The 19,918-nt window shown below is 71.0% G+C and carries 21 protein-coding genes; 9 read left to right on the plus strand and 12 right to left on the minus strand.

Features of this window, described 5'->3' with window-relative positions; all coding sequences use genetic code 11:
* Genes MYMAC_RS14925 through MYMAC_RS14940 form a run of 4 tightly spaced genes read right to left on the minus strand, consistent with a single transcriptional unit; the run spans position 1 to position 2,673 of the window.
* Positions 1–396, minus strand: coding sequence for a MaoC/PaaZ C-terminal domain-containing protein (locus MYMAC_RS14925; RefSeq protein WP_095958582.1), 396 nt, complete (start codon positions 394–396; stop codon positions 1–3).
* A 37-nt stretch (positions 397–433) separates the two neighbouring features.
* Positions 434–1,576 carry an SDR family oxidoreductase gene (locus MYMAC_RS14930; protein WP_193364406.1) on the minus strand — a complete coding sequence of 381 codons (1,143 nt, stop codon included), beginning with the start codon at positions 1,574–1,576 and terminating at the stop codon, positions 434–436.
* A gap of 23 nt (positions 1,577–1,599) precedes the next feature.
* Positions 1,600–2,196 (minus strand): dephospho-CoA kinase, encoded by a 597-nt coding sequence (gene coaE, locus MYMAC_RS14935; RefSeq protein WP_095958583.1) that lies wholly within the window; start codon positions 2,194–2,196, stop codon positions 1,600–1,602.
* 9 nt (positions 2,197–2,205) lie between these two features.
* Positions 2,206–2,673: a hypothetical protein gene (locus MYMAC_RS14940; protein ID WP_095958584.1), complete on the minus strand. Its 468-nt coding sequence runs from the start codon at positions 2,671–2,673 to the stop codon at positions 2,206–2,208.
* Between the two features lie 167 nt (positions 2,674–2,840).
* Between MYMAC_RS14940 and MYMAC_RS14945 the strand changes: the two genes are divergently transcribed.
* From MYMAC_RS14945 to MYMAC_RS38380, 6 genes are all read left to right on the plus strand, one after another.
* Entirely contained in the window at positions 2,841–3,284 is a 444-nt protein-coding gene (locus MYMAC_RS14945) for a cytochrome c3 family protein (protein WP_239989627.1), read from the plus strand.
* Positions 3,285–3,288: 4 nt separating this feature from the next.
* Positions 3,289–3,909, plus strand: coding sequence for a ribosome biogenesis GTP-binding protein YihA/YsxC (yihA, locus tag MYMAC_RS14950; RefSeq protein ID WP_013939597.1), 621 nt, complete (start codon positions 3,289–3,291; stop codon positions 3,907–3,909).
* Positions 3,910–3,993: 84 nt separating this feature from the next.
* Complete coding sequence (locus MYMAC_RS14955; protein ID WP_275663286.1) at positions 3,994–5,661, plus strand: DUF6178 family protein; 1,668 nt, start codon at positions 3,994–3,996, stop codon at positions 5,659–5,661.
* A 150-nt stretch (positions 5,662–5,811) separates the two neighbouring features.
* Entirely contained in the window at positions 5,812–7,092 is a 1,281-nt protein-coding gene (gene exoJ, locus MYMAC_RS14960) for a spore coat polysaccharide polymerase ExoJ (RefSeq protein ID WP_095958586.1), read from the plus strand.
* Positions 7,082–8,236: a spore coat polysaccharide biosynthesis glycosyltransferase ExoK gene (gene exoK / locus MYMAC_RS14965; protein ID WP_095958587.1), complete on the plus strand. Its 1,155-nt coding sequence runs from the start codon at positions 7,082–7,084 to the stop codon at positions 8,234–8,236. The genes exoJ and exoK overlap by 11 nt, the downstream gene beginning before the upstream one ends.
* Positions 8,237–8,338: 102 nt before the next feature.
* Positions 8,339–9,025, plus strand: a complete 687-nt coding sequence (locus MYMAC_RS38380) for a DUF4097 family beta strand repeat-containing protein (protein WP_275663287.1) — start codon at positions 8,339–8,341, stop codon at positions 9,023–9,025.
* 99 nt (positions 9,026–9,124) lie between these two features.
* On the opposite strand, the gene MYMAC_RS14975 is transcribed toward MYMAC_RS38380, so the two are convergent.
* From MYMAC_RS14975 to MYMAC_RS14990, 4 genes are read right to left on the minus strand one after another with little or no spacing between them, the layout of a single operon-like run.
* A complete protein-coding gene (locus tag MYMAC_RS14975) occupies positions 9,125–10,216 on the minus strand; it encodes a quinone-dependent dihydroorotate dehydrogenase (protein ID WP_095958589.1) in 1,092 nt (363 codons plus the stop codon).
* Between the two features lie 9 nt (positions 10,217–10,225).
* Positions 10,226–11,221, minus strand: coding sequence for an amidohydrolase family protein (locus MYMAC_RS14980; RefSeq protein WP_013939603.1), 996 nt, complete (start codon positions 11,219–11,221; stop codon positions 10,226–10,228).
* Between the two features lie 37 nt (positions 11,222–11,258).
* A complete protein-coding gene (locus tag MYMAC_RS14985; RefSeq protein WP_095958590.1) occupies positions 11,259–11,972 on the minus strand; it encodes a Smr/MutS family protein in 714 nt (237 codons plus the stop codon).
* A 51-nt stretch (positions 11,973–12,023) separates the two neighbouring features.
* A complete protein-coding gene (locus tag MYMAC_RS14990; protein WP_095958591.1) occupies positions 12,024–12,845 on the minus strand; it encodes a TerB family tellurite resistance protein in 822 nt (273 codons plus the stop codon).
* Between the two features lie 53 nt (positions 12,846–12,898).
* On the opposite strand from MYMAC_RS14990, the gene folD reads away from it, so the two are divergent.
* Positions 12,899–13,765, plus strand: coding sequence for a bifunctional methylenetetrahydrofolate dehydrogenase/methenyltetrahydrofolate cyclohydrolase FolD (gene folD, locus MYMAC_RS14995; RefSeq protein WP_095958592.1), 867 nt, complete (start codon positions 12,899–12,901; stop codon positions 13,763–13,765).
* Here folD and MYMAC_RS15000 read toward each other — a convergent pair.
* Entirely contained in the window at positions 13,738–14,547 is an 810-nt protein-coding gene (locus tag MYMAC_RS15000; RefSeq protein WP_095958593.1) for a class I SAM-dependent methyltransferase, read from the minus strand. The genes folD and MYMAC_RS15000 overlap by 28 nt on opposite strands.
* A gap of 180 nt (positions 14,548–14,727) precedes the next feature.
* Here MYMAC_RS15000 and MYMAC_RS15005 point away from each other — a divergent pair, with 180 nt between their 5' ends.
* Positions 14,728–15,678, plus strand: a complete 951-nt coding sequence (locus tag MYMAC_RS15005; RefSeq protein WP_095958594.1) for an ADP-ribosylglycohydrolase family protein — start codon at positions 14,728–14,730, stop codon at positions 15,676–15,678.
* Positions 15,679–16,244: 566 nt separating this feature from the next.
* Positions 16,245–17,768, plus strand: coding sequence for a sensor histidine kinase (locus MYMAC_RS15015; protein ID WP_095958596.1), 1,524 nt, complete (start codon positions 16,245–16,247; stop codon positions 17,766–17,768).
* On the opposite strand, the gene MYMAC_RS15020 is transcribed toward MYMAC_RS15015, so the two are convergent.
* From MYMAC_RS15020 to metF, 3 genes are all read right to left on the minus strand, one after another.
* Positions 17,765–18,376 (minus strand): TIGR02265 family protein, encoded by a 612-nt coding sequence (locus tag MYMAC_RS15020; protein WP_095958597.1) that lies wholly within the window; start codon positions 18,374–18,376, stop codon positions 17,765–17,767. The genes MYMAC_RS15015 and MYMAC_RS15020 overlap by 4 nt on opposite strands.
* A 225-nt stretch (positions 18,377–18,601) precedes the next feature.
* On the minus strand, positions 18,602–19,024 hold the full coding sequence (locus MYMAC_RS15025; protein WP_013939612.1) for a hypothetical protein: 423 nt from the start codon (positions 19,022–19,024) through the stop codon (positions 18,602–18,604).
* A complete protein-coding gene (gene metF / locus MYMAC_RS15030) occupies positions 19,021–19,893 on the minus strand; it encodes a methylenetetrahydrofolate reductase [NAD(P)H] (protein ID WP_095958598.1) in 873 nt (290 codons plus the stop codon). The genes MYMAC_RS15025 and metF overlap by 4 nt, the downstream gene beginning before the upstream one ends.
* Positions 19,894–19,918: the final 25 nt, after the last annotated feature.

Raw genomic sequence — 19,918 nt, forward strand, 5'->3', positions numbered from 1 at the left:
TCACCCGATGAAGGCTTCGACGACGGCGCCCTTGAGGACGTCCTCGCCGCGCTGGTTGGTGGCGGACACTTCCGCGGTGAGCCGGCCGTCCTGGACGGCGGTGACGCGGCCCTGGAACGTAATCGTGTCCTCGGGCCGCACCGGGCGGGAGAAGCGCGCCTTCACGCGACGGACCCGGCCCGGGTCCTCCACGAAGCCGGCGATGGCCTCCACCACCCACCCCAGGGTGCACAGGCCCTGGAGGATGTTGCCGTTGAGCCCGGCGGCGGTGCCCGCCTCCGGGTCGATGTGGATGGGGTTGTAGTCCCCTGAAGCGCCCGCGTAGTAAATCGGCCGGTACCGGTCGCACTCGCGGACGTGCGTGAACGTGTCGCCTGGCTGGTAGTTGCGTGGCATGGGAACCGTGGATCTAGCACGGCTGGCCGCCGCGAACTCAGCGACCCTCGGCGTCCTGCGCGATTCCCGAATCCAACGGGTCGTCCTCGTCCGAGCCCTCGCGGCGCTTGCGGTACTGCTCGCGCACGTAGGCCACGAGCTGATCCAGATAGGACGACAGGGGAGGGCACCGCACGCCGGTGCCGTCCAGCAGCTCCAGCGTGTTGTGGCAGTTGTAGATGGCCAGGTGGTTGACGTAGCTGATGGCGGCGCGCTGCGGGCGGGCCAGCTTCTCCAGCAGCGGCAGCCGCAGCATGACGTCCGCGGCCCGCGCGGAGAGGTTGAAGCGCGGCAGCTTCTTGTTCGACTTCTCCGCGATGAGCTCGTACACGCGGCGCGCGCTCATCGGGTTGGGGTCCACCAGGTGGAAGGTGTTGCCCTGGGCGCGCGGGTCCTTGGACAGGCGCCACACGGCCTCCACCACGAAGTCCACCGGCACCACGTTCAGCGGCGCCACGCCGTTGCCCGGCAGGGGCAGGGGCACCACCAGCGGTGAGGTCACCAGCAGGATGCCCAGGTAGTAGGGCCCCTCGAAGCGGTCGATTTCGCCCGTGCGGGAGTCCCCCACCACGCTGGAGGGCCGGAAGACGGTGATGGGCAGCGTGGCGCCCGCGCGCTGCACCAGCCGCTCCGCCTGGAACTTCGTCTCCTCGTAGGCGTTGCGGAAGGCCTGGCCCCGGTCCAGCTCGTCCTCGGCGATGACGCCCACGCGGTCGCCGGACACGTAGCAGGTGGAGAAGTAGTTGAAGCGCGCCAGGTTCCCACAGTCCCGGGCCAGCTCCAGCATGTTGCGGGTGCCGTCCACGTTCACCCGCCACGCCGTCTCCTTGGCCACGCCGAGCTGGGCCACCGCGGCCAGGTGGAAGATGTCCGTCACCCGCTCGCACAGGCGCTGGTACTCCTCGCCCGACAGGCCCAGGTGCATGTCCACCACGTCACCGGTGAGCAGCTCCACCCTGGCGCCCTTCACGCGCGCGGCGTGCTGCTGCGCCTCCTTGAAGTTCTTGGGCTGGACCAGCGCGTAGATGTGCGCCTTGGGGTCCTCGCGGGCGATGTGCTCCACCAGCCGCTTGCCGATGAACCCCGGGTAGCCGGTGAGGAAGTACGTCCCGGCCGTGGCCTTCTTGCGCGTCTCGCTCATGCGGCGCGCAGCATACCCGGCGCTCAGCCGCGCGCGAGCATGGCGCGCCACATCGCCTCCACCTGGGCGCGGGTGGCGGCCAGGTCCCCACTGTTGTCGATGACCCAGGTCGCATGGGCGCGCTTGTCATCCAGCGGAAGCTGGGCGGCCAGCCGGGCCTCGGCGGCGGCGGAGTCCAGCCCGTCCCGGGACATCAGCCGGGCCTTCTGCAGCTCGCGGGGCACCCACACCACCGCCACGCCCTCCATCCAGGTGTGCATGCCGCTTTCGACGAGCAGGGGCACGTCGTAGATGGCGCGCGTCACGCCCCGCGCCTCCAGCGCCTGGAGCTTCTCCATGAAGGCCTGGCGCACCAGCGGGTGGGTGAGGTCGTTGAGCGCGGCGCGCTCCGCGGGGTCCGCGAAGACGCGCGCGCCCAGCTTCGCCCGGTCCAGCCGCCCGTCCGGGCCCACCACGCCGGGGAAGCGCGCGGCGACGGCCGCCAGCCCGGGCGTGCCCGGCTCCACCACCTCGCGGGCAATCACGTCCGCGTCCAGCACCTCCGCGCCCAGCTCCCGGAGGATGCGCGTGACGGTGCTCTTCCCGGAGGCGATGCCGCCCGTCAGTCCGAAGACGTGCACGGCCGGGCCCTACTTCGCGGCCTTCTGCGTGGTGAACGTCAATGACTGGACCGTCTTGCCGTCCTCGTTGAAGAAGATGGCCAGGCCCAGGCGGGGGTAGAGGAAGTAGGTGCGGAACTCGTCCGTCAGCTTCTTCAGGTAGCACGGCGTGGCGGGCGCCGCGCCGGAGGGGCAGGCGGGGCCGTAGCTGTTCTCCACCGTCTCCTTGTCGATGACGGGCCCGGGGAACACGTCGATGCGCTCCACCACCTGCGTCCGCGGGTCCACCTTGAACTGGGCCTGGGTGGTGCCCTTGATGGCCTCCTTGGACAGGTAGGCGATGATCTCCTTGTCGCCCTGCCTGACGGTGCGCGACGGCTCACCGAACTTCTTGAGGATTTCGGCCCGCTTCGACACGCCCGGCTCGATGCCCTGCCAGGGCTTGGCGGCGGCGGGGACGGCGAAGGCCAGGACGGCGAGGACGGTCAGGACGCGCATTACGACTCCTCCCTGATGGAGCGGGCGGGCAAGGCTCTAGCAATCCCCCATGCCCGACGGAAGTTTCTGCCGGTCATTCAACCACGAGACGCCTTGCCCCGTCCGGGGGGCTCTGCTACTCCGGCTCCATGCGCGTTCCTGGCATCCGGATCCTCTCCCTTCTCGTGATGGCCGCCGCTGGGGCGGCCGGGGGCGCCGACTTCGTAGGCCCGGATAGCTGCAAGGGCTGCCACCCCGAGGCGTACGACGCCTGGATGCAGTCCAAGCACGCCCGGGCGGAGAGCTCGCTCACCGAGCAGCAGAAGAAGGATGGGCGCTGCCTGTCCTGCCACTCGCCGGAGCAGGTCACCCAGGCGACGGTGAATGTCACCTGTGAGACGTGCCACGGCGGCGGCCAGTACTACTCGCCCGAGTACGTGATGAAGGACTCGGAGCTGGCGCGTCTGGTGGGGCTGGTGGACCCGTCGGAGAAGCAGTGCCGCTCCTGCCACGACGCCTCCTCGCCCTCCCTGCGGCCGTTCGACTTCAAGGAGTCGCTCAAGGCCATCGACCACTGGTCCGCCGAGCGCGCCCGCCGCGCCGCCGGCAAGGATCCGTCGGTCAAGAAATGACGTCGTGATCAAGCTCCTCGACGCCCGCTTCGTCACCACCGCCGTGGAGCCCAAGGGCTACCCGACGGACCACACGGCGGAGGTGGCCTTCGTCGGCCGCTCCAACGTGGGCAAGTCCTCCATGATCAACGCGCTCACCGGCCGCAAGAAGCTGGTGCGCGTGTCCAACACGCCGGGGCGCACCCGGACGCTGAACTTCTTCGACGTGGACCTGGAGCGGGACGGGACGCGGCACGCCATCCGCCTCGCGGACCTGCCCGGTTATGGCTTCGCGAAGGCCAGCAAGGCGGACAAGGCCCAGTGGGAGAAGATGATCACCACCTACCTGGAGAAGCGGCACCGCCTGGAGGCCGTGGTGAGCATCATCGACTCGGAGGTGGGCCCCACGCCGGATGACCTGGCGACGCTGGACTACCTCCAGGCGCACAACCGCCGGGTGCTGGTGGTGGCCACCAAGGTGGACCGGCTCACCAAGGCCCGGCGCAAGCCGCGCATGGTGGAGCTCTCCAAGGCCATGGACCTTCCCCTGGAGGTCATCCTCCCGTTCTCCTCCACGGAGAAGCTGGGGGTGGACGAGGTCTGGGGCGCGCTGCTGGACACCTTCGGCAAGTCCACCCGCGTCTGAGCGGGCGCCGGCATCATCCGGTAGCCGCCGCTCCCGGTGGGGTTCTGCTCCCGGGCCGGGGGGCGCTGTGGTAGGCAGCGCGCCGTGTCCGAGAACGGCAAGGGAAATGGAAGCGACGCGCAGCTCGCCCCCCGGGCGCTGCGTCAGCGGTTGATGAGGCTGTCCCCGCGTCAGCGGGTGGACGCCCTCCTGGATGTCGCGGAGGCGCGCGCGCTGGTGCGCTCGATGCCCGCCGAGGACCTCTACGTCACCATCCAGGAGCTGGGCCTGGTGGACTCGACGGAGCTGGTGCAGCTCAGCTCGCCCGGCCAGTTCCGCGCCTTCGTGGACCTGGGCGGCTGGAAGCGCGACGCGCTGGACGCCCACGCCGTCCTCACCTGGCTGCGCGCCGCGCGCGGCGGGGTGGAGGACTCGGCGGAGTTCCTGCGCAAGCTGCACGCGTTGGATTTGGAGGTGCTCGAAATCCTCCTGCGCGAGTTCATCGAGGTGCACGACCTGGAGGAGAACCCGGACGTCAACCCGCCGGGCGTGACGATGGAGACGCCCGAGGGGCGCTACCTCGTCGAAATCAAGGTGGAGGGCGTGGAGATGTCCGCCGTCCGCACGCTCCTCAACGACCTCATCGCGGAGAACCCCTTCGAGGCCGTGCGCCTGCTGGAGGCCGTGCGCTGGGAGATTCCCAGCGAGCTGGAGGAGACGGCGTATCAGTTCCGCCGCGGCCGGCTCCAGGACATGGGCTTCCCGTCGCTGGAGGAGGCGGTGTCCCTCTTCAGCCGCGTGGACGTGCCGCCCGCGCCCGCCGCCGCCGCCAAGCCGGGGCTGGCGCCCACCACCGGCCACGTGGACTACCTGGAGGCGGCCTTCCGCGGCCTGACGCCGGTGGAGTCGGTGAACGCGGAGGACGAGCTGCGCGACGTGGCCAGCGCCGCGCTGGTGGCGGACCTGGCGGACCCGGGCGACCTGGACGCCATCCGCCGGGCGAGCGAGACGGTGCGGGACTACCTGTCACTGGGGCTGGAGCACCTGACGGGCGCGGACCCGGAGCGCGCCACGGACGTGCTGCGCGACACGCCGCTGCGGCGCGTCTTCCAGACGGGCTTCTCGCTCACGCTCCAGCTCAAGTTCCGCGCGGACCGGCTGGCGAAGGCGCCGGGCGCGGTGCTGGACGGCGTGTGGATGGTGCTGCCCGAGGAGGCCGCCGCCCTCTCCGCGCTGCGCCAGAAGCGGCCCCGGCGGGCGCTGCGGGTGGAGGGCGCGGAGCCGGTGCCGTTCCGCTCCCGTCGCGAGCTGGCCGCCAGCGAGGCGCTGCTGGCCCGCGCGGAGGCCCAGGTGGCGCTGTTCCGCGGCGTGCTGGGCGGCGCGGAGGACGCCGCGCGCGAGGCCCTGGCCCGCTTCGGCGTGTCCCTGGAGACGCTGGGCCTGGAGCGCCTCCTCGCCGCGGTGGTGGCCATGGCGGTGCTGGAGGAGCGCGCGGACGCGCGGCCCGTGCCGCTGGGGCGCGTGGTGGAGCTGGGGCAGCGCCTGTTCGAGGGCGGCCCGGAGGCCCCGCGCCTGCGCGCGTCCGCGGCCGAGCGCGCCCTCAAGGGCCTGGAGCCGGCGGTGGCTCCGGAGGCGCACGCGGAGTTGCGGCGCCTGGTGGGCCTGACGCTGTCGCGGCTGTTGGAGGAGCTGGGCACGCCGTGGCTCCAGGACGGCCGGCTGGAGCCGGTGGCCTCGGCGATCCTTCCGATGGAGAGCAGCCCCGTCCCGTAGGAATTTCAGGCTGGGGTGGTGCTCGGGGGTCGAGCGGCCGCCCCGTTCTAGAAGATTCAGGGCTTTGCCCGACAGGGCCCCTGGCATGTCCTCTGCTTTCGCCCAGGCACGCGTATTGGTGCGCGACGCAACTGCCGGGAGGTGGAGTGAATGGTGCTGGGAGAGCAGGGGCAGCGCCGTGACGTGTGGGCCTTCTATGCGCTGACCGCTTTCGCGGCGGTGATGTACGCGGCGCCGGGTGAATGGATTCCGGCGCTGGCGCCGCTGCGCCTCGCGTTGGTGACGTCGGGGTTGGCGGCGGGGCTCATGGTGATTCGCCGGCTGGGCCGGGCGGAGCCGCTCTACGTGGACGGCTCGCGTGGCATGGCCCTCATCGCCTTCTCCACGCTGGCGCTGGCGTCCATCGGCTGGTCCGTCAACCCGGAGGTGACGTCCTTCACGGGCATCGAGCTGCTGAAGCTGACGGCCATCTACATCACCTTCGTCAACGTCATCACCACGGGCCGCCGCCTGGCGGTGGTGTGCGGGGCCATGGTGCTGGCGTCGGTGGTGACGTCCGTGGGCGCCCTCAACTGGTACCTGGTGGGCGAGGACCTGGTGGAGGGCTTCCGCGCGCGCTGGGTGGGCGTCTACGCGGACCCGAACCACATGGCCATGAACCTGGCGCTGGTGGTGCCGCTGGCGGTGGCCTTCGTGGCGCGCAAGGGCAGCGGCTGGCTGTGGCGGCTGGCGTGCCTGACGGCGGCGGTGCTCGCGGTGGCGGCCATCGTCGTCTCGCACTCGCGCGGCGGCTTCATCGGGCTGTCGGCGGCCATGGGGCTGTGGGCCATCCGCGAGAAGCGGCGCATCCAGGCGATTGTCGTGGGCTCGCTCTTCGTGCTGGGCCTGCTCGTGTTCGCGCCGCAGAGCTTCTGGCAGCGCAATGAGACAGTGGCCGAGTTCCACGAGGACGCGTCCGCCATGGGCCGCGTCTACGCGTGGCAGGTGGCCAGCCGCATGAGCCTGGACAAGCCGCTGCTGGGCGTGGGCGCGGGCGGCTTCCGCTACGCGTGGCCCATGTACGCGCCGCCCGAGGCGCGCCGCGCGTACGTGGCCCACAACATCTTCCTGGACGTCATTGGCGAGCTGGGCTGGGTGGGCCTGCTGTTCTTCATGGTGTTCACGGGGGGCGCGGCGGGCGGCGCCTTCCAGGCCTCGCGGGACAAGGAGGTGGGGTGGCTGGCGCGGGCCTTGTCCGCGTCGGTGGTGGGCTACCTCGTGTGTGACTTGTTCTCCGGCTACATCCTGTCCGCGCACTGCTACGTCCTCTTCGGCCTGGCGGCGGCGGCGCACCGGGTGGCGCGCGCGTCAGAGGCGGCGGACATGCAACGGGTTCCGGCTCCGCGGGAGCCGGTGGTGGCGACGTGGGAGGGGTCCGGACATGCGGCGTGAGGAGGCGCGGATGGGGCAGGAGCCCCTCCGCCTGGTTCAGTTCACCCGGTCTTTCCACATTGGAGGGACCGAGGTGCAGGTGCTGGAGCTGCTGCGGGGACTGCCCGCCAGCTACCGGTTGCAGGTGTCGGTGCTGGATGACTCGGGGCCGCTGATTGGCGCGGTGTGGAAGCTGGGCCACGCGCCCGCGGCCTTCCCGCTCAAGGGCTCCGTGGTGCAGCCGAACACCGCGTATCAGGTGTACCGCATGGCGCGCTGGCTCCGGGCCAACCGCGTGGAGCTGGTGCACGTGCATGACTTCTACTCCACGATGGTGGCCGTGCCGGCGGCGAAGCTCGCGGGCACCAAGGTCATCGTGGGGCGGCTGGACCTGGCGCACTGGCAGGGGCGGGCGCGGCGCGCGGTGCAGTCCCAGCTCTGCCGCATGGCGGACCATGTGGTTGGCAACGCGGAGGCCATCCGCCACCAGCTCATCACCGAGGAGGGCCTGCCGCCCTCGCGCGTCTCCGTCATCCACAACGGCCTGGACCTGCCGCGCTTCGAGGCCCGCAGGCGCGAGGGGCTGCGCGGCCCGCTCCCCGACACGGGGGACGCGCCCGTCGTGGTCCACGTGGCCAACATGAACCACCCGGTGAAGCGGCAGGAGGACCTGCTGCTGGCCCTGGCCCAGCTCCGCCACGCCGGCCTCCGCCTGCACGCCTTCCTGGTGGGAGACGGCCCGCGCCGGCCCGGCCTGGAGAAGCTGGCCGGTGAGCTGGGCGTGTCGGACACCGTGCACTTCCTGCGGCACCGCACGGACGTGCCCGCCATCTACGCCCGCGCGACGTTCGGCGTCCTCTGCTCCACCGCCGAGGGCATGTCCAACGCGGTGATGGAGGGCATGGCCGCCGGGCTCCCCATGGTCGTCACGCGCGTGGGCGGCAACACCGACCTGGTCCGCGACGGCGAACGCGGCCTCGTGGTGGACCCCGAGCGCCCCGCACAGCTCGCCCAGGCCTTCCGTCAGCTCCTCTCGAACCCTGAGAAGGCGAGGGAGATGGGGCAGGCGGCGCGGGACTTCGTGGCGCGCGAGCTGTCCCTGGAGAAGATGGTCCGGCGCCACGACGCGCTGTACCAGCGGATCGCCCGGGGCACGGACGCCTGAGCCATGTCAGAGCCCCGTGGATACTTCGTCTCCACGGGCCGCAATGAGGGCGGGACCGGGGCGTAGGGAAGGGTGCGTATCCCCTCCTTCCGGAGCCCGCACATGGTCCTGCCCTTGCTGCTTGTCCTCGCCGCCGCGCCGTCCACCCAGACGTGGAACTTCAACACGGACGGTACGCCAGAAGTTCACATCGCCAATGTTGATGGCGTGGTACGCGTAGATGCGGTAGACGGGAATGGCGTGGTATTCGAGGTTGTTCGGGAAGGCGGGAAGAATTCCCGGAACGAAGTGGAAGTGGAAGTCGTCCAAGAAGGGGACGTCATCCGGGCGCGGGTTTGTTGCGGGCCCTGTGAAGAAGACGTGCAGGTCTGCCGTCGGAGTCCGGGCGCGGTGCGGTTCTCGGTGAAGGTCCCGCGGGGCGCGCGTCTGGAAGTGGCGACGGTGGGCGGCCCGGTGACGGTGACGGGTGTGGCGGGGGCGCAGACGCTGGCGACGGTCAGCGGGCGTGTGGAAGTGAGCGGCTCGGAGGAGCGGCTGGACGTCAGCACGGTGAATGGCGCCGTGGCATTGGCACCGCGGAAGGTCGTGACTACTTCTGTGTCCACGGTGAATGGGGATGTCCGGCTGAAGCTGCCGGCCCGGGCGGATGTGAGATTGGAATTCAATACTGTCGGTGGTCGTTTCAACGACAGTCCCGCGAGGTTGGGCGGCCGCGAGCAGACGTACGGCGCGGGGACCCACGCGGTGGAGGTCAGCACGGTCGGCGGCTCGCTCTCCGTGCAGCCATAGCTTTCGAGGCCCGTCAAGCACTGGGCCCGGGGCGCTCGCCGGTGAAACTCCAAGGCGCCGGCGAGCGCTCATTTTTTGTCCGCGGATGGATGCGTTGCGTCAGGTGGCCGCGCCGGGCTGGCGGTGCTCGGCGCCAATGGCCTCGCGGACCTGCTTGAAGCCGTCTCGGGCGAGCAGGGTGGCCAGGGCGGGGAGCAGGCTCCCCACCATGCCCGGGCCCTCGTAGATGAAGCCCGTGTACACCTGGACCACCGACGCGCCCGCGCGCAGCTTCTCGTAGACGTCCTGGGCGGTGAAGACGCCGCCCACGCCGATGATGGGCAGCGCGCCCCCGCCGCGCAGGTACGCGCGGCGGATGACGGCGTTGGCGGGCTCGCGCACCGGCGCGCCGGACAGGCCGCCGGCCTCCTTCGCCAGCGGATGCTCGAAGGGGCGGGCGAGGGTGGTGTTGGTGGCGATGAGGCCCGCGAGCTGCTGGGCCCGCGCCACGTCCACCACCTCGTCCACGGCCTCGGGGGCCAGGTCCGGGGCAATCTTGAGGAACAGCGGCTTGCCCGGGGCCACGGTGGCCAGGCGCTCCTGCACCGCGCTCAAGAGCTGGCTCAGCTGCTCGGGCTCCTGGAGCTTGCGCAGGCCCGGCGTGTTGGGGGACGAGGCGTTGACCACCACGTAGTCGCCCAGCGGCGCCAGCGCGTCCACGCAGGCCACGTAGTCCTCCACCGCCTGCTCCAGCGGCGTGTCCTTGTTCTTGCCGATGTTGACGCCCAGCGGGCCGGGGCGCCACGTCTGCACCCGCAGGCGGGCCGCGGCGCGAGCGGCGCCGTGGTTGTTGAAGCCCATGCGGTTGATGAGCGCCCGGTGCTCCGGCAGGCGGAACAGGCGGGGGCTGGGGTTGCCGGGCTGGGGCCGGGGCGTGAGGGTGCCAATCTCCACCGCGGAGAATCCGCAGGCGAAGAGGCCGTCCACCGCCTCCGCGTCCTTGTCCAGGCCCGCGGCCAGCGCCACGGGGTGGGCGAAGCGCAGGCCGGCCACCTCCACGGCCAGGCCGGGCGGGGCGCCCTCCAGGGCCTTCTCACGCAGGGACTCGCACAAGTCCCGTGAGCGGCCCAGGTAGTGGAGCCCCGCCATGCCGAGCCGGTGCGCGCGCTCCGCGGAGAGTTGGAAGAGGAGCGAGCGGGTGAGTCCGTACATGGCGCGGGCTCAGGCGGGGATGAACGAGGCCTCACGGGCCCAGGCGAGCGTCTGGTCCACCTGCTCGGGCGTGAGGATGCCGTTCTGCTCGATGATGTCGATCTCCCGCCGCATGTCCGTCTCCAGCAGGTAGGGGCCGTCCGTGTTGATGGTGAACTTCACCTTGCGGTCCCAGAAGGTGCGGACGATGTGGCGCAGCTCCTCCACGCCCTCCACGGCCTTGGTGTGCAGGTTGGACGTGGGGCACAGCTCCAGGACGATGTCGCGCTCGCGCAGCACCTTCATCGCGTGCTCGTCGTAGGCGGCGCGGATGCCGTGGCCGATGCGGTGCGGCTGGAGCTTGTCCACCACGGCCATGACGCCCTCGGCGCCGGTGCCGCGCGTCTCGCCGGTGTGCACCGTGCACTTGAGCCCGGCGCGGCGCGCCCGCGAGAAGAGCTCCTCGTACTGGGTGACGACCTCCGGCTTGAGCTCCATGGCGTTCGTCTCCGTGCCGGCCAGGTCGATGCCGTACACGCCGCGGGTGCGGTACTTGATGGCCTTGTCCACGATGATGCTGTTGAGCCGGTGGTCGAACTCACGGGCCAGGCAGAAGATGAGGCCCATCTTCACGCCGTACTCCAGCACCGCGCGGTCCATGCCGCGCAGCGCGGCGTGGATGATGTGGTCCAGGTCCAGCTCCGAGTTCAGGTTGCGCTTCATCGGGTTGAAGCGCAGCTCCATCTGCGTCACGCGGCTGCCGCGGTACTCCTTGCCGATGACCTCGTAGACGGAGCGCTCGATGGCGCTGGGCGAGGACTGGATCTTCTCCGTCCAGGTGTGGAGGATCTTCAGGTAGTCGTCCAGGCTTCCCACCTTGCCCGGACGGGAGGTGATGAGCTCCACGAAGTCGAAGTAGTTCTTCACCGGGAGCTTGAAGCCCTGCTGGTGGGCGATGGACCAGAGGATGTGGGGCGCCACAGCGCCACCCACGTGGATATGCAGGTCGATCAGATCGCGTGCCATGACGGCATGTATGCACAGTGCCGGGCGCGCGTAAAGACTACCGCCGGAGCAGCACGTAGACCGCGCCGGTGCCCCCGTCCTGGGGGCGTGCGGTAGCGAACGCCAGCACCATCCGCCCAATCCGCTTCTCCGACAGCCAGCCCTTGAGCCGCTCCTTCAGCACGGGAATCTGGTCCTTGGAATTCAAACCGCGTCCGTGCACCACGAGCACGCAGCGCTGCTTCGCGCGGCGGCTGTCGCTCAGGAAACGCTCCAGCGCGTCGCGCGCCTCCACCTGCGTCTTGCCGTGCAGGTCCAACTGCCCCTGGACGGTGAAGTCACCCCGGCGCAGCGCGCGCAGCAGGTTCCGGTCGATGCCGGGGCCCGCGCCTTCGATGAACTCGTCCGTGCCGGAGACGTCGAAGTCGCCCTGGCCGGCGACCAGCTCGGAGAGCTGCGCGAGCGCCTCCGCGTTCTCGTCGATGATTGCCGGCAGCTTCGGGTTGGGCGTCGGGGCCTCCCCCCGGTTGGTGAGCTGCTGCACGCCGTCCATGGCGGAGTAGAAGAGGGCGGCGTCATCCTCCTCGCGGACCTTCGGCGCCTTCGCGGCCCGGGGCGGCGCCACCGCGGCCTTGCGCTTCGCGGCCTCCGCCGACGCCTTCTCCTGCGCCTCCTTCTTCTCCTGGTCCTTGATGCCCTGGATGGCGGACTTGAAGGGGTTGTTGCTGAAAGCCGCTTCCTTCTTCTTGGGGCCGTTGCGCTGCTGACTCATGGCGGGCGGTGCGTCCTCGTCTTGGGCGACTCTGGGGGATGTAATCCGGCGCTACAGGCCGCGCAGGCGTCGAAGCTCCTCATACGCGTCGCGAATCTCCTGGAAGCGGCGGGCGGCCTGCTCGGCGGCCTGACGGCCGAGGTGGGCGGACTTGTCGGGGTGGAGCTCCGCGGCGAGCTGCCGGAAGGCGCGCTTCACCTCGACGTCCGTGGCGTCGGGCGTCAGGCCCAGCGCGGTGTAGTGCGCATCCCCCGCGCCCAGGTGCTGGGCGATGATGGCCTGCTCGTCCGCCTCGGAGAGGCCCAGGCCCTCGGCGACGCGGCGGAGCACCTCCCGTTCGGAGCGCTGCATGCCGCCGTCCGCCAGGGCCAGCTCGTAGAGCGTGTCCAGCAGCCGGTGCCGCTCGGCGGCAGGGAGCTGGGCGTGGCAGGCGTCGACGGCGGCGTCCAGGTCGGGTGGGTGGGCCAGGAAGCGCTTGAGGTGGCTCCGGACGACGTCCAGGGCCTCGGGGCCGTAGCCCAGCGCCGTCTGGAAGTAGCGCCGCACCACGCGCACCTCGTCGCGGCGGACCTCGCCGTCGGCGTGGGCCACCTCCACGAACACGGCGCACAAGTCACTGGCGAGCTGCTCGTAGGGTTCCTCGTCCCGGGGCGCGAGCGCCTCCACCGACGTGGCGTCGAAGGAGGCCGCATGGGGGACGGGGGAGAAGTCGGACAGGGCCTCCGGGTCCTCGGGTGGCGGGGCGTTCTGCGCGTCGTAGTAGCGCCCCGCGAAGCCGCCCGCGATGAGCAGCAGGACGATGGCCCAGGGGCTGCCCACCAGCAGCCCCGCCATCAACCCCAGCATCGCGCCCAGCACTGTTCCTGCGCCCATCAGTGAGCTCCGGCTCCCTTCCCGGCGGAGGAGTTTGGCATAGAGTGCCTCGCGTGAATGCCCAGTTGATTGATGGCAAGGCCGTGGCGGCGCGCGTGAGGGCGGAGGTCAAGGCGGAGGTGGACCGGCTCAAGCGCGAGCGCGGCCTGACGCCGGGCCTGGCCGTGGTGCGCGTGGGGGAGGACCCCGCCTCCAAGGTCTACGTCAACGGGAAGAAGAAGGCCGCCGAGGAGGTGGGCTTCCACTCCTGGGAGCACCACCCGGACGCGGACATCACCCAGGACGCGCTGCTGGCCCTCATCCACCAGCTCAACCAGGACCCGGCGGTGCACGGCATCCTGGTGCAGCTCCCCCTGCCCAGGCACCTCGACCCGGACGTCATCATCGCCGCCGTGAAGCCGGAGAAGGACGTGGACGGCTTCCACCCGCTCAACGCCGGCAACCTGCTGCTGGGCCGGCCCGCTACCCGGGCCTGCACGCCCCATGGCGTGATGCGGCTGCTGGAGGAGGTGGGCGTGGAGCCCGCGGGCCAGCGGGCCGTGGTGGTGGGGCGCAGCAACATCGTGGGCAAGCCCATGGCGTTGATGCTGCTCCAGAGGAACGCCACCGTCACCGTCTGCCACAGCAAGAGCGACCTGCGCCGGGAGGTGGAGGGCGCGGACATCCTGGTGGTGGCGGTGGGCGTGGCGGAGCTGGTGAAGGGCGCGTGGCTCAAGCCCGGCGCGGTGGTGATTGACGTGGGGATGAACCGCAAGCCGGACGGCAAGCTGGTGGGCGACGTGGAGTTCGCGGCGGCCGCCGAGCGCGCGTCGTTCATCACCCCCGTGCCCGGCGGCGTGGGGCCCATGACCATCGCCATGCTGATGCGCAACACGCTCGACGCGGCCGTGCGCTACGGCCTGGCGCCCGTCGTCAGGTAGGCCGTGAGGGTGACGCGCTGGGGCCCCGCCCCCAGCTCCGCCTGGGCGTGCTCGTGCATGGACCAGAACAGCGGCTCCCACTGCGCGCCCAGCGCCCGGCGCGCCAGCACGGCCGGGGCGCTGGAGCGGGTGGTGGCGTCCACCATGACCGCGGTGGAGGGGTAGTCGAGGTGGGCCTGCACCTCGTGCACCGTGACCTTCACGAAGCCCGCGCTGGCCATCTCCCGCTGACAGGTGTCCGGGTCGGACATGGGCCCGGCGTTGAGCTGGGCCGGCGTCACGCCCAGCTTCTCCCAGAGTCGCGTGTACACGGCGCGCATCTCCCGGGAGCGGTCGAAAGGCGGCCAACTGGACACGACGGCCCGCCCCCCGGGCCTCAGCACCCGGTGCAGCTCCTGGAAGCCTCGGGCCCGGTCCGGGAAGAAGATCAGGCCGAACATGGAGAAGGCCGCGTCGAACGCGCCGTCCTCGAAGGGCAGCGCCATGCCGTCACCCTCCAGGGCGTCGATGTCGAGCCGCGCCTCGGTGGCCCGGGCGCGCAGGGCGGCAATCATCTCCGCGGAGAAGTCCACCGCCGTGACGCGGGCGCCTTCTCGCGCGGCGAGCAGCGCGAGCGTGCCCGGCCCGGCGGCGACGTCCACCACGCGCGTCCCCGACGCCACCCCCGCGCGGAGGAGGGCGTCCCGGGAGAAGGTCTCGAACGGGGCAACCAGCTCGCGCACGTACTCCGGCGCCACGAGGTTCCAGGCCTCGGGTTGTGCGAGCGGCGACACGGCGGACATGGGGGCTCCTGGGAGAGGGGGCGCTGCGTGGCCCGGTGGACCCGGGGAGCCTGCATGCTCCGGTCCGCAGGCGCAATTTCGTTGCGTCTGCACGGACCGCCAGTCGTTTCCCGGCGCGCGTCCGCTGTACGGGCCATGGGCCCTGGCCTAGCGTGGCGGCGCATGGGGGAGGCAAACGCCATGGTGAGTCGCGCGGAGCGGATGGAAGGCGGCATCTACGGGCTGCTGGTGGGGGATGCGCTGGGCGTGCCCTACGAGTTCCACGCGCCGGAGCAGCTTCCTCCACCCGAGCACCTCGACTTCCAGCCTCCCGCGGGCTTCCACCGCGCGCATGACGGCGTGCCGCCGGGCACCTGGTCGGATGACGGCGCGCACGCGCTGTGCCTGCTGGACTCCTTGCTCTACAACGGACGGCTGGACCCGGAGGACCTGGGCCGCCGGCTGGTGAACTGGCTGGAGTGGGGCTACCTCGCGGTGGACGGCCAGGTCTTCGACGTGGGCATCCAGACCCGGCTCGCCCTGGCCACCGTGCACGCGGGGACGCCCGCGTTGATGGCCGGCCCCAAGGGCGAGCGCGACAACGGCAATGGTTCGCTGATGCGCGTGTTGCCGCTGGCGCTCTGGCATTCCGGCCCGGACGCGAAGCTGGCCTCGGACGCGATGACCCAGTCGCGCGTCACGCACGGGCACCTGCGCTCCCAGGTGTGCTGCGCGGTGTATTGCCTGTGGGCCCGTCGCCTCCTCGAGGGCGCTGGCGCCTCGGAGGGGTGGACGGACGCCGTGGCGACCTTCCGCACGCTGCATCCCGAGGGCTTCGAGGCCCGGACCGAGCTGGACACCCACGTCCTGCCGCCGGGCTGGGAGACGGTTCGCGGCACCGGCACGGGCTATGTCGTGGATTGCCTCCGCTCCGCGCGCCAGTGCGTGGTTGAGCACGGCACCTACGAACAGGTGGTGAAGGCCGCGGTGCGCCTGGGCCGCGACACCGACACCACCGCGGCGGTGGCGGGAGGCCTCGCCGGGCTCATCCACGGCGTCAATGACATCCCTGCCCGGTGGCGTGAGGGGTTGCGCGGGCGTGAGCTGCTACAGCCCATGTTACAGAAGCTGCTCAAGGCCGCCGTGAGGTGAGGGCTGGGGGCGGGACGCCCCCGTCACCAGGGCCTCGTGTGGACCTGGCGCTTCGGTACCCGGCCCGCGGCGCAAGGACCCAGCGCGGCGGCCTCGCGCGCCACCTTCGGGCCCAGGGCTTCGGCGGAGACACCGGCCACGCCGTCCCTGGTGCGGCCTCTGACGCCGCGGGAGTCCGCGCGCTTCGCCAGCGCCGTGCCTGGGACCTGCCAGGTCTGTGGGTGCGTGGCGCCCGTCACGGGTACGCAGGTGTCGGACGTGGGGCGCCCTCGCCCGCGAGGGGGCCGCCCGTGCGTGTGTCCATGTCGCCCGCGGCACAGATGATGCGGGTCACCATGCCCACCCCCTGACACATGCGGTGCTGTTCAACGCTTGTTCAATCCCTGTGGATGGACCGCCGGTGTGACGGTGTGTTTCACCCCGTCATCAACGAGCCCCGAGGGCAAGTTGCATGTTTCTGTCGGAACAATCTGCTTATTCCGACAAGTTTGGATTGCCAGGGGTATGTGAGGGGTTAGGATGGCGACTCATCCGGGGGGGCCGGTATGGCCGGGGTGAGTCACGCAATGATTGACCAGGATGTGGGCGCGCCTGTGCTTCGGGGGCGATTCGGCCATACACGCGTGGAGGACCTGCGTGCGGAGACTACCGTGTCAGCGGAGACTTCCGATGGCATGGCGCCTGCGCGTGAGGACAACGCGCTCGAGCGCCGGGTGGACGCGCTGCTCGGCGAGCACCTGGAGGCGGTGCGGCGGCGGGTGGACTCGCGCTTCGCCGTATTGATGGTGGGTCAGTGGCTGGTCGCCATCGCGGTGGCGGCGGTGCTGTCGCCCTTCGCCTGGCAGGGGACGTCGCGGGGCGGGCACCCGCATCTGCATGTGGCGGTGGTGCTGGGGGGGCTGCTGTCCGCCTTCCCGCTGGTGCTGGTGCGCCTGCGGCCCGGGGACGTCATCACCCGGCACGCGGTGGCGGTGGCGCAGATGCTCTGGGCCGCGCTCTTCATCCACCTGACGGGCGGCCGCATCGAAACGCACTTCTACGTGTTCGGCTCGCTGGCCTTCCTGGCCTTCTACCGGGACCCCGCGGTGATGGCGACGGCCACCGTCACGGCGGTGCTGGAGCACTGCCTGCGGGGCATCTGGTGGCCGGAGTCCATCTTCGGCGTGGCGAACCCCGCGTGGTGGCGCTTCCTGGAGCACTCCTTCTGGATGGTGTTCGTCAACGGGGTGCTGGTGATTGCGTGCCGCGAGACGCTGGGGGAGATGCGGCGCGTGGCGGTGCAGCAGGTGCTGTTGGAGGGCGCTTACGCGAACGAGCGGGTGGACCACGAGCACGCGCTGGCGCGCGTGCGCCGGGAGCTGAGCGCCTACCGCGAGCAGGCGGCGCGGGTGGAGAAGCTGGCGGCGGTGGGGCGGATGACGGCCACGGTGAGCCACGAGCTGCGCAACCCGCTGGCCGCGGCCCGCACCGCCAACGCCGTGGTCGTCCGTCACCTGCGCAAGCTGGACGTGACGCTGGCGGACCAGCGCCTCCAGCGCTTCCTGGAAATCATCGAGCGCGAGCTGGCGGTGTGCTCGCGCATCTCCTCCGAGCTGCTGGACTTCGCCCGCGAGCGCCCGCTGGAGCTGCGGCCGTGCTCGCTGCACGCGTTGATGGAGGAGGTGCTGGACGTGGTGCCGGGCCGCGAGGGGGTGCGCATCCAGAACAGCGTGCCCGTGTCCCTGGACTCGCCGTGGGTGGACCGGGAGCTCTTGCGCAAGGTGCTCATCAACCTGGTGCAGAACGCGGTGGAGGCCATGCCGGAGGGGCGCCTGGGGCGGGTGGAGGTGAGCGCGGAGGGCGGCGGTGGCGGCGCGTTCGTCATCCGGGTGTCCGACAACGGCATGGGCATCCCGGAGGCGATGCAGGAGCGCATCTTCGAGCCCCTGTTCACCACGAAGCCCGCGGGCACGGGCCTGGGCCTGTCGGTGGTGGCCAGCACGGTGCGGCAGCATGGCGGCACCCTGCGCGTGGAGAGCCGGGAAGGGGAGGGCAGCGTCTTCACCCTCTGCCTCCCCGCCGGCTGCCCCGCGGCCGAGGCCGCCCTCTAGCTCCAGGACACCTCGTACTCGCCGTCCAGCAGGCCCGTGGCGCGCCCGTGGATGTTCGCGTCGCGGGCGCCAACGGCCGCCAGCGCGGCCCGCAGCACGCCCTCGTGGTAGCTGTGCGGCATGAAGTCCCGGAACATGCTGAGCCGGCCCTGGCGCTCGGCCAGCCACTCCACGTCCCGCTCGCCGTAGCTCACGGCGGTGCTGTAGCCGGACGGCAGGTTGCTGACGAGCCGGCGCGGGCAGCCGCCGGACAGCGCCAGGAAGCTGCGGCCCACGACGGTGCCCAGGAAGTCCTGCGCGGACCGGGCGCCCATGGTCCGCATGGCCGCCTCGAAGCCGCCCAGCCGCGGCGCCAGGAGCCCCGCGGCGCTGTACGACAGCCGCAGGAAGCTGGTGATGGGGTACAGGAAGAAGGGCACGAAGGCGCGCTCGCGTGACGCCGCCAGGCAGCGCGCCGCGGCCGCCTCGCCCGCCTCCCGGCGCACCACGTCGAGCGCCCCCAGGAAGAACATGCCCCGCGCGCGGTCCTTCTCCTCCGCGCGGCTCAGCCGCCGAGCCAGCTCCGTCAAAGGCTCAGGCGCTCCCCGCTCGACCTCGAACGCAATCATGGCCACCCCCGCGCTGGGAGACGGCGCTCCACGGACGCGCCCCTCCTCGTGTGGCTACGAAAGTGAGGGAAACCGAGAAAGGACGAAAGCCCGCACGGCTGCGACCCGGGGGCAGGCGGAGCGCCACGGGTGAACAGTGCGGGCCTGTCTCAGAGGGAGCGCCGGCCTGCTCGCGCTTCGAAGCGCGGCGATGGGTTGACGCTCCAACCGCCGCGTATTGAACGCTCAGGCCTGGAAGGCTTCGCGCACGCCGTCGCGGCGCAGGGTGAAGAGCATCCACACGGCCACCGGCACGCCAATGACGCAGCCGGGGGACAGGATGTAGAGCGCCGTGATGCCGCCCACCGTGGCCAGGCCGTAGCCCTTCAGGTTCAGCGCGCTGATGGCGCCCCAGGCGGACAGCACCCCGCAGAGGATGCCCACCACCAGCATCAGCGCCAGCGTGGGCGACAGCTCCAGCGTGGAGGCCTCCGCGCCCGCGGGCACGAAGGGGGACGTCACCTTCAACGCCGCCAGCACGAAGCCCGCGAGGTTGTAGATGACGTTCAGCACGCCCACGCAGAGCAGGAAGAAGGCGGGCGGACGGATGATGTTGAGGACCTTGCTGCGGGGGTCGTCTTTGGGCAGTTGGAGGCCAGGACCAGTCATGAACGGGCTCGCAGTGCGCTCACGATCATCCGCGTCGCCGGGGACTTGTTGAGCGTGTAGAAGTGGATGCCGGGCACGCCGCGCGACAGCAGCTCCATGCACTGCACCGTCGCATGGGCCACGCCGAGCTGGGCCATGGCCTCGGGGTTGTCCTTCACCCGCTCGAGCTGCAACGCCAGGCGCATGGGCACGGTGGCTCCGCACAGGCGCGTGAAGCGTTGAATCTGCTCGTAGTTGGTGATGGGCATGATGCCGGGGACGATGGGGACGTTGATGCCCGCGCGCCGCGCCCGCTCCACGAAGTCGAAGTAGAACGCGTTGTCGAAGAAGAGCTGCGTCACCACGAAGTCCAGGCCGGCATCCACCTTGGCCTTGAGATGACGCAGGTCGTCGTCACGTGAAGGCGTCTCCACGTGGCCCTCCGGATAGCACGCTCCCCCGAGGCAGAAGTTGAAATCCTCTTCTCGGATGAATCGCACCATCTCCGCCGCGTAGCGGAAGCCCCCGGGCGCGGGCTCGAAGGCCGCCTGGCCCTTGGGCGGGTCTCCGCGCAGCACCAGGATGTTGTCCACCTTCGCGGCGGACAGCCGCTCCAGCACGGCGCGCAGCTCCGCCGGCGTGTGGCCGCCGCAGGTCAGGTGGGCCATCGCCTCGATGCCCGTCTCCTGCTTGATGCGCAGCACCAGCTCCACCGTCTTGGTCCGGGTGCTCCCGCCCGCGCCCTCCGTCACGGAGACGAACCCGGGCTGCAGGGCCGCCAGATCCTCCAGCGCCTTGAGCAGGTTCGCCTCGCCCTCGTCCGTCCGGGGCGGGAAGAACTCGAAGGAGAAGCACGGGTCGGAGGGATTCAACCGATTACGAATCTTCATGTCGTCCCCAGTGTAGACGCTCTGC

This window comes from Corallococcus macrosporus DSM 14697 (assembly GCF_002305895.1).
GTDB classification, from domain to species: Bacteria; Myxococcota; Myxococcia; order Myxococcales; family Myxococcaceae; genus Myxococcus; species Myxococcus macrosporus.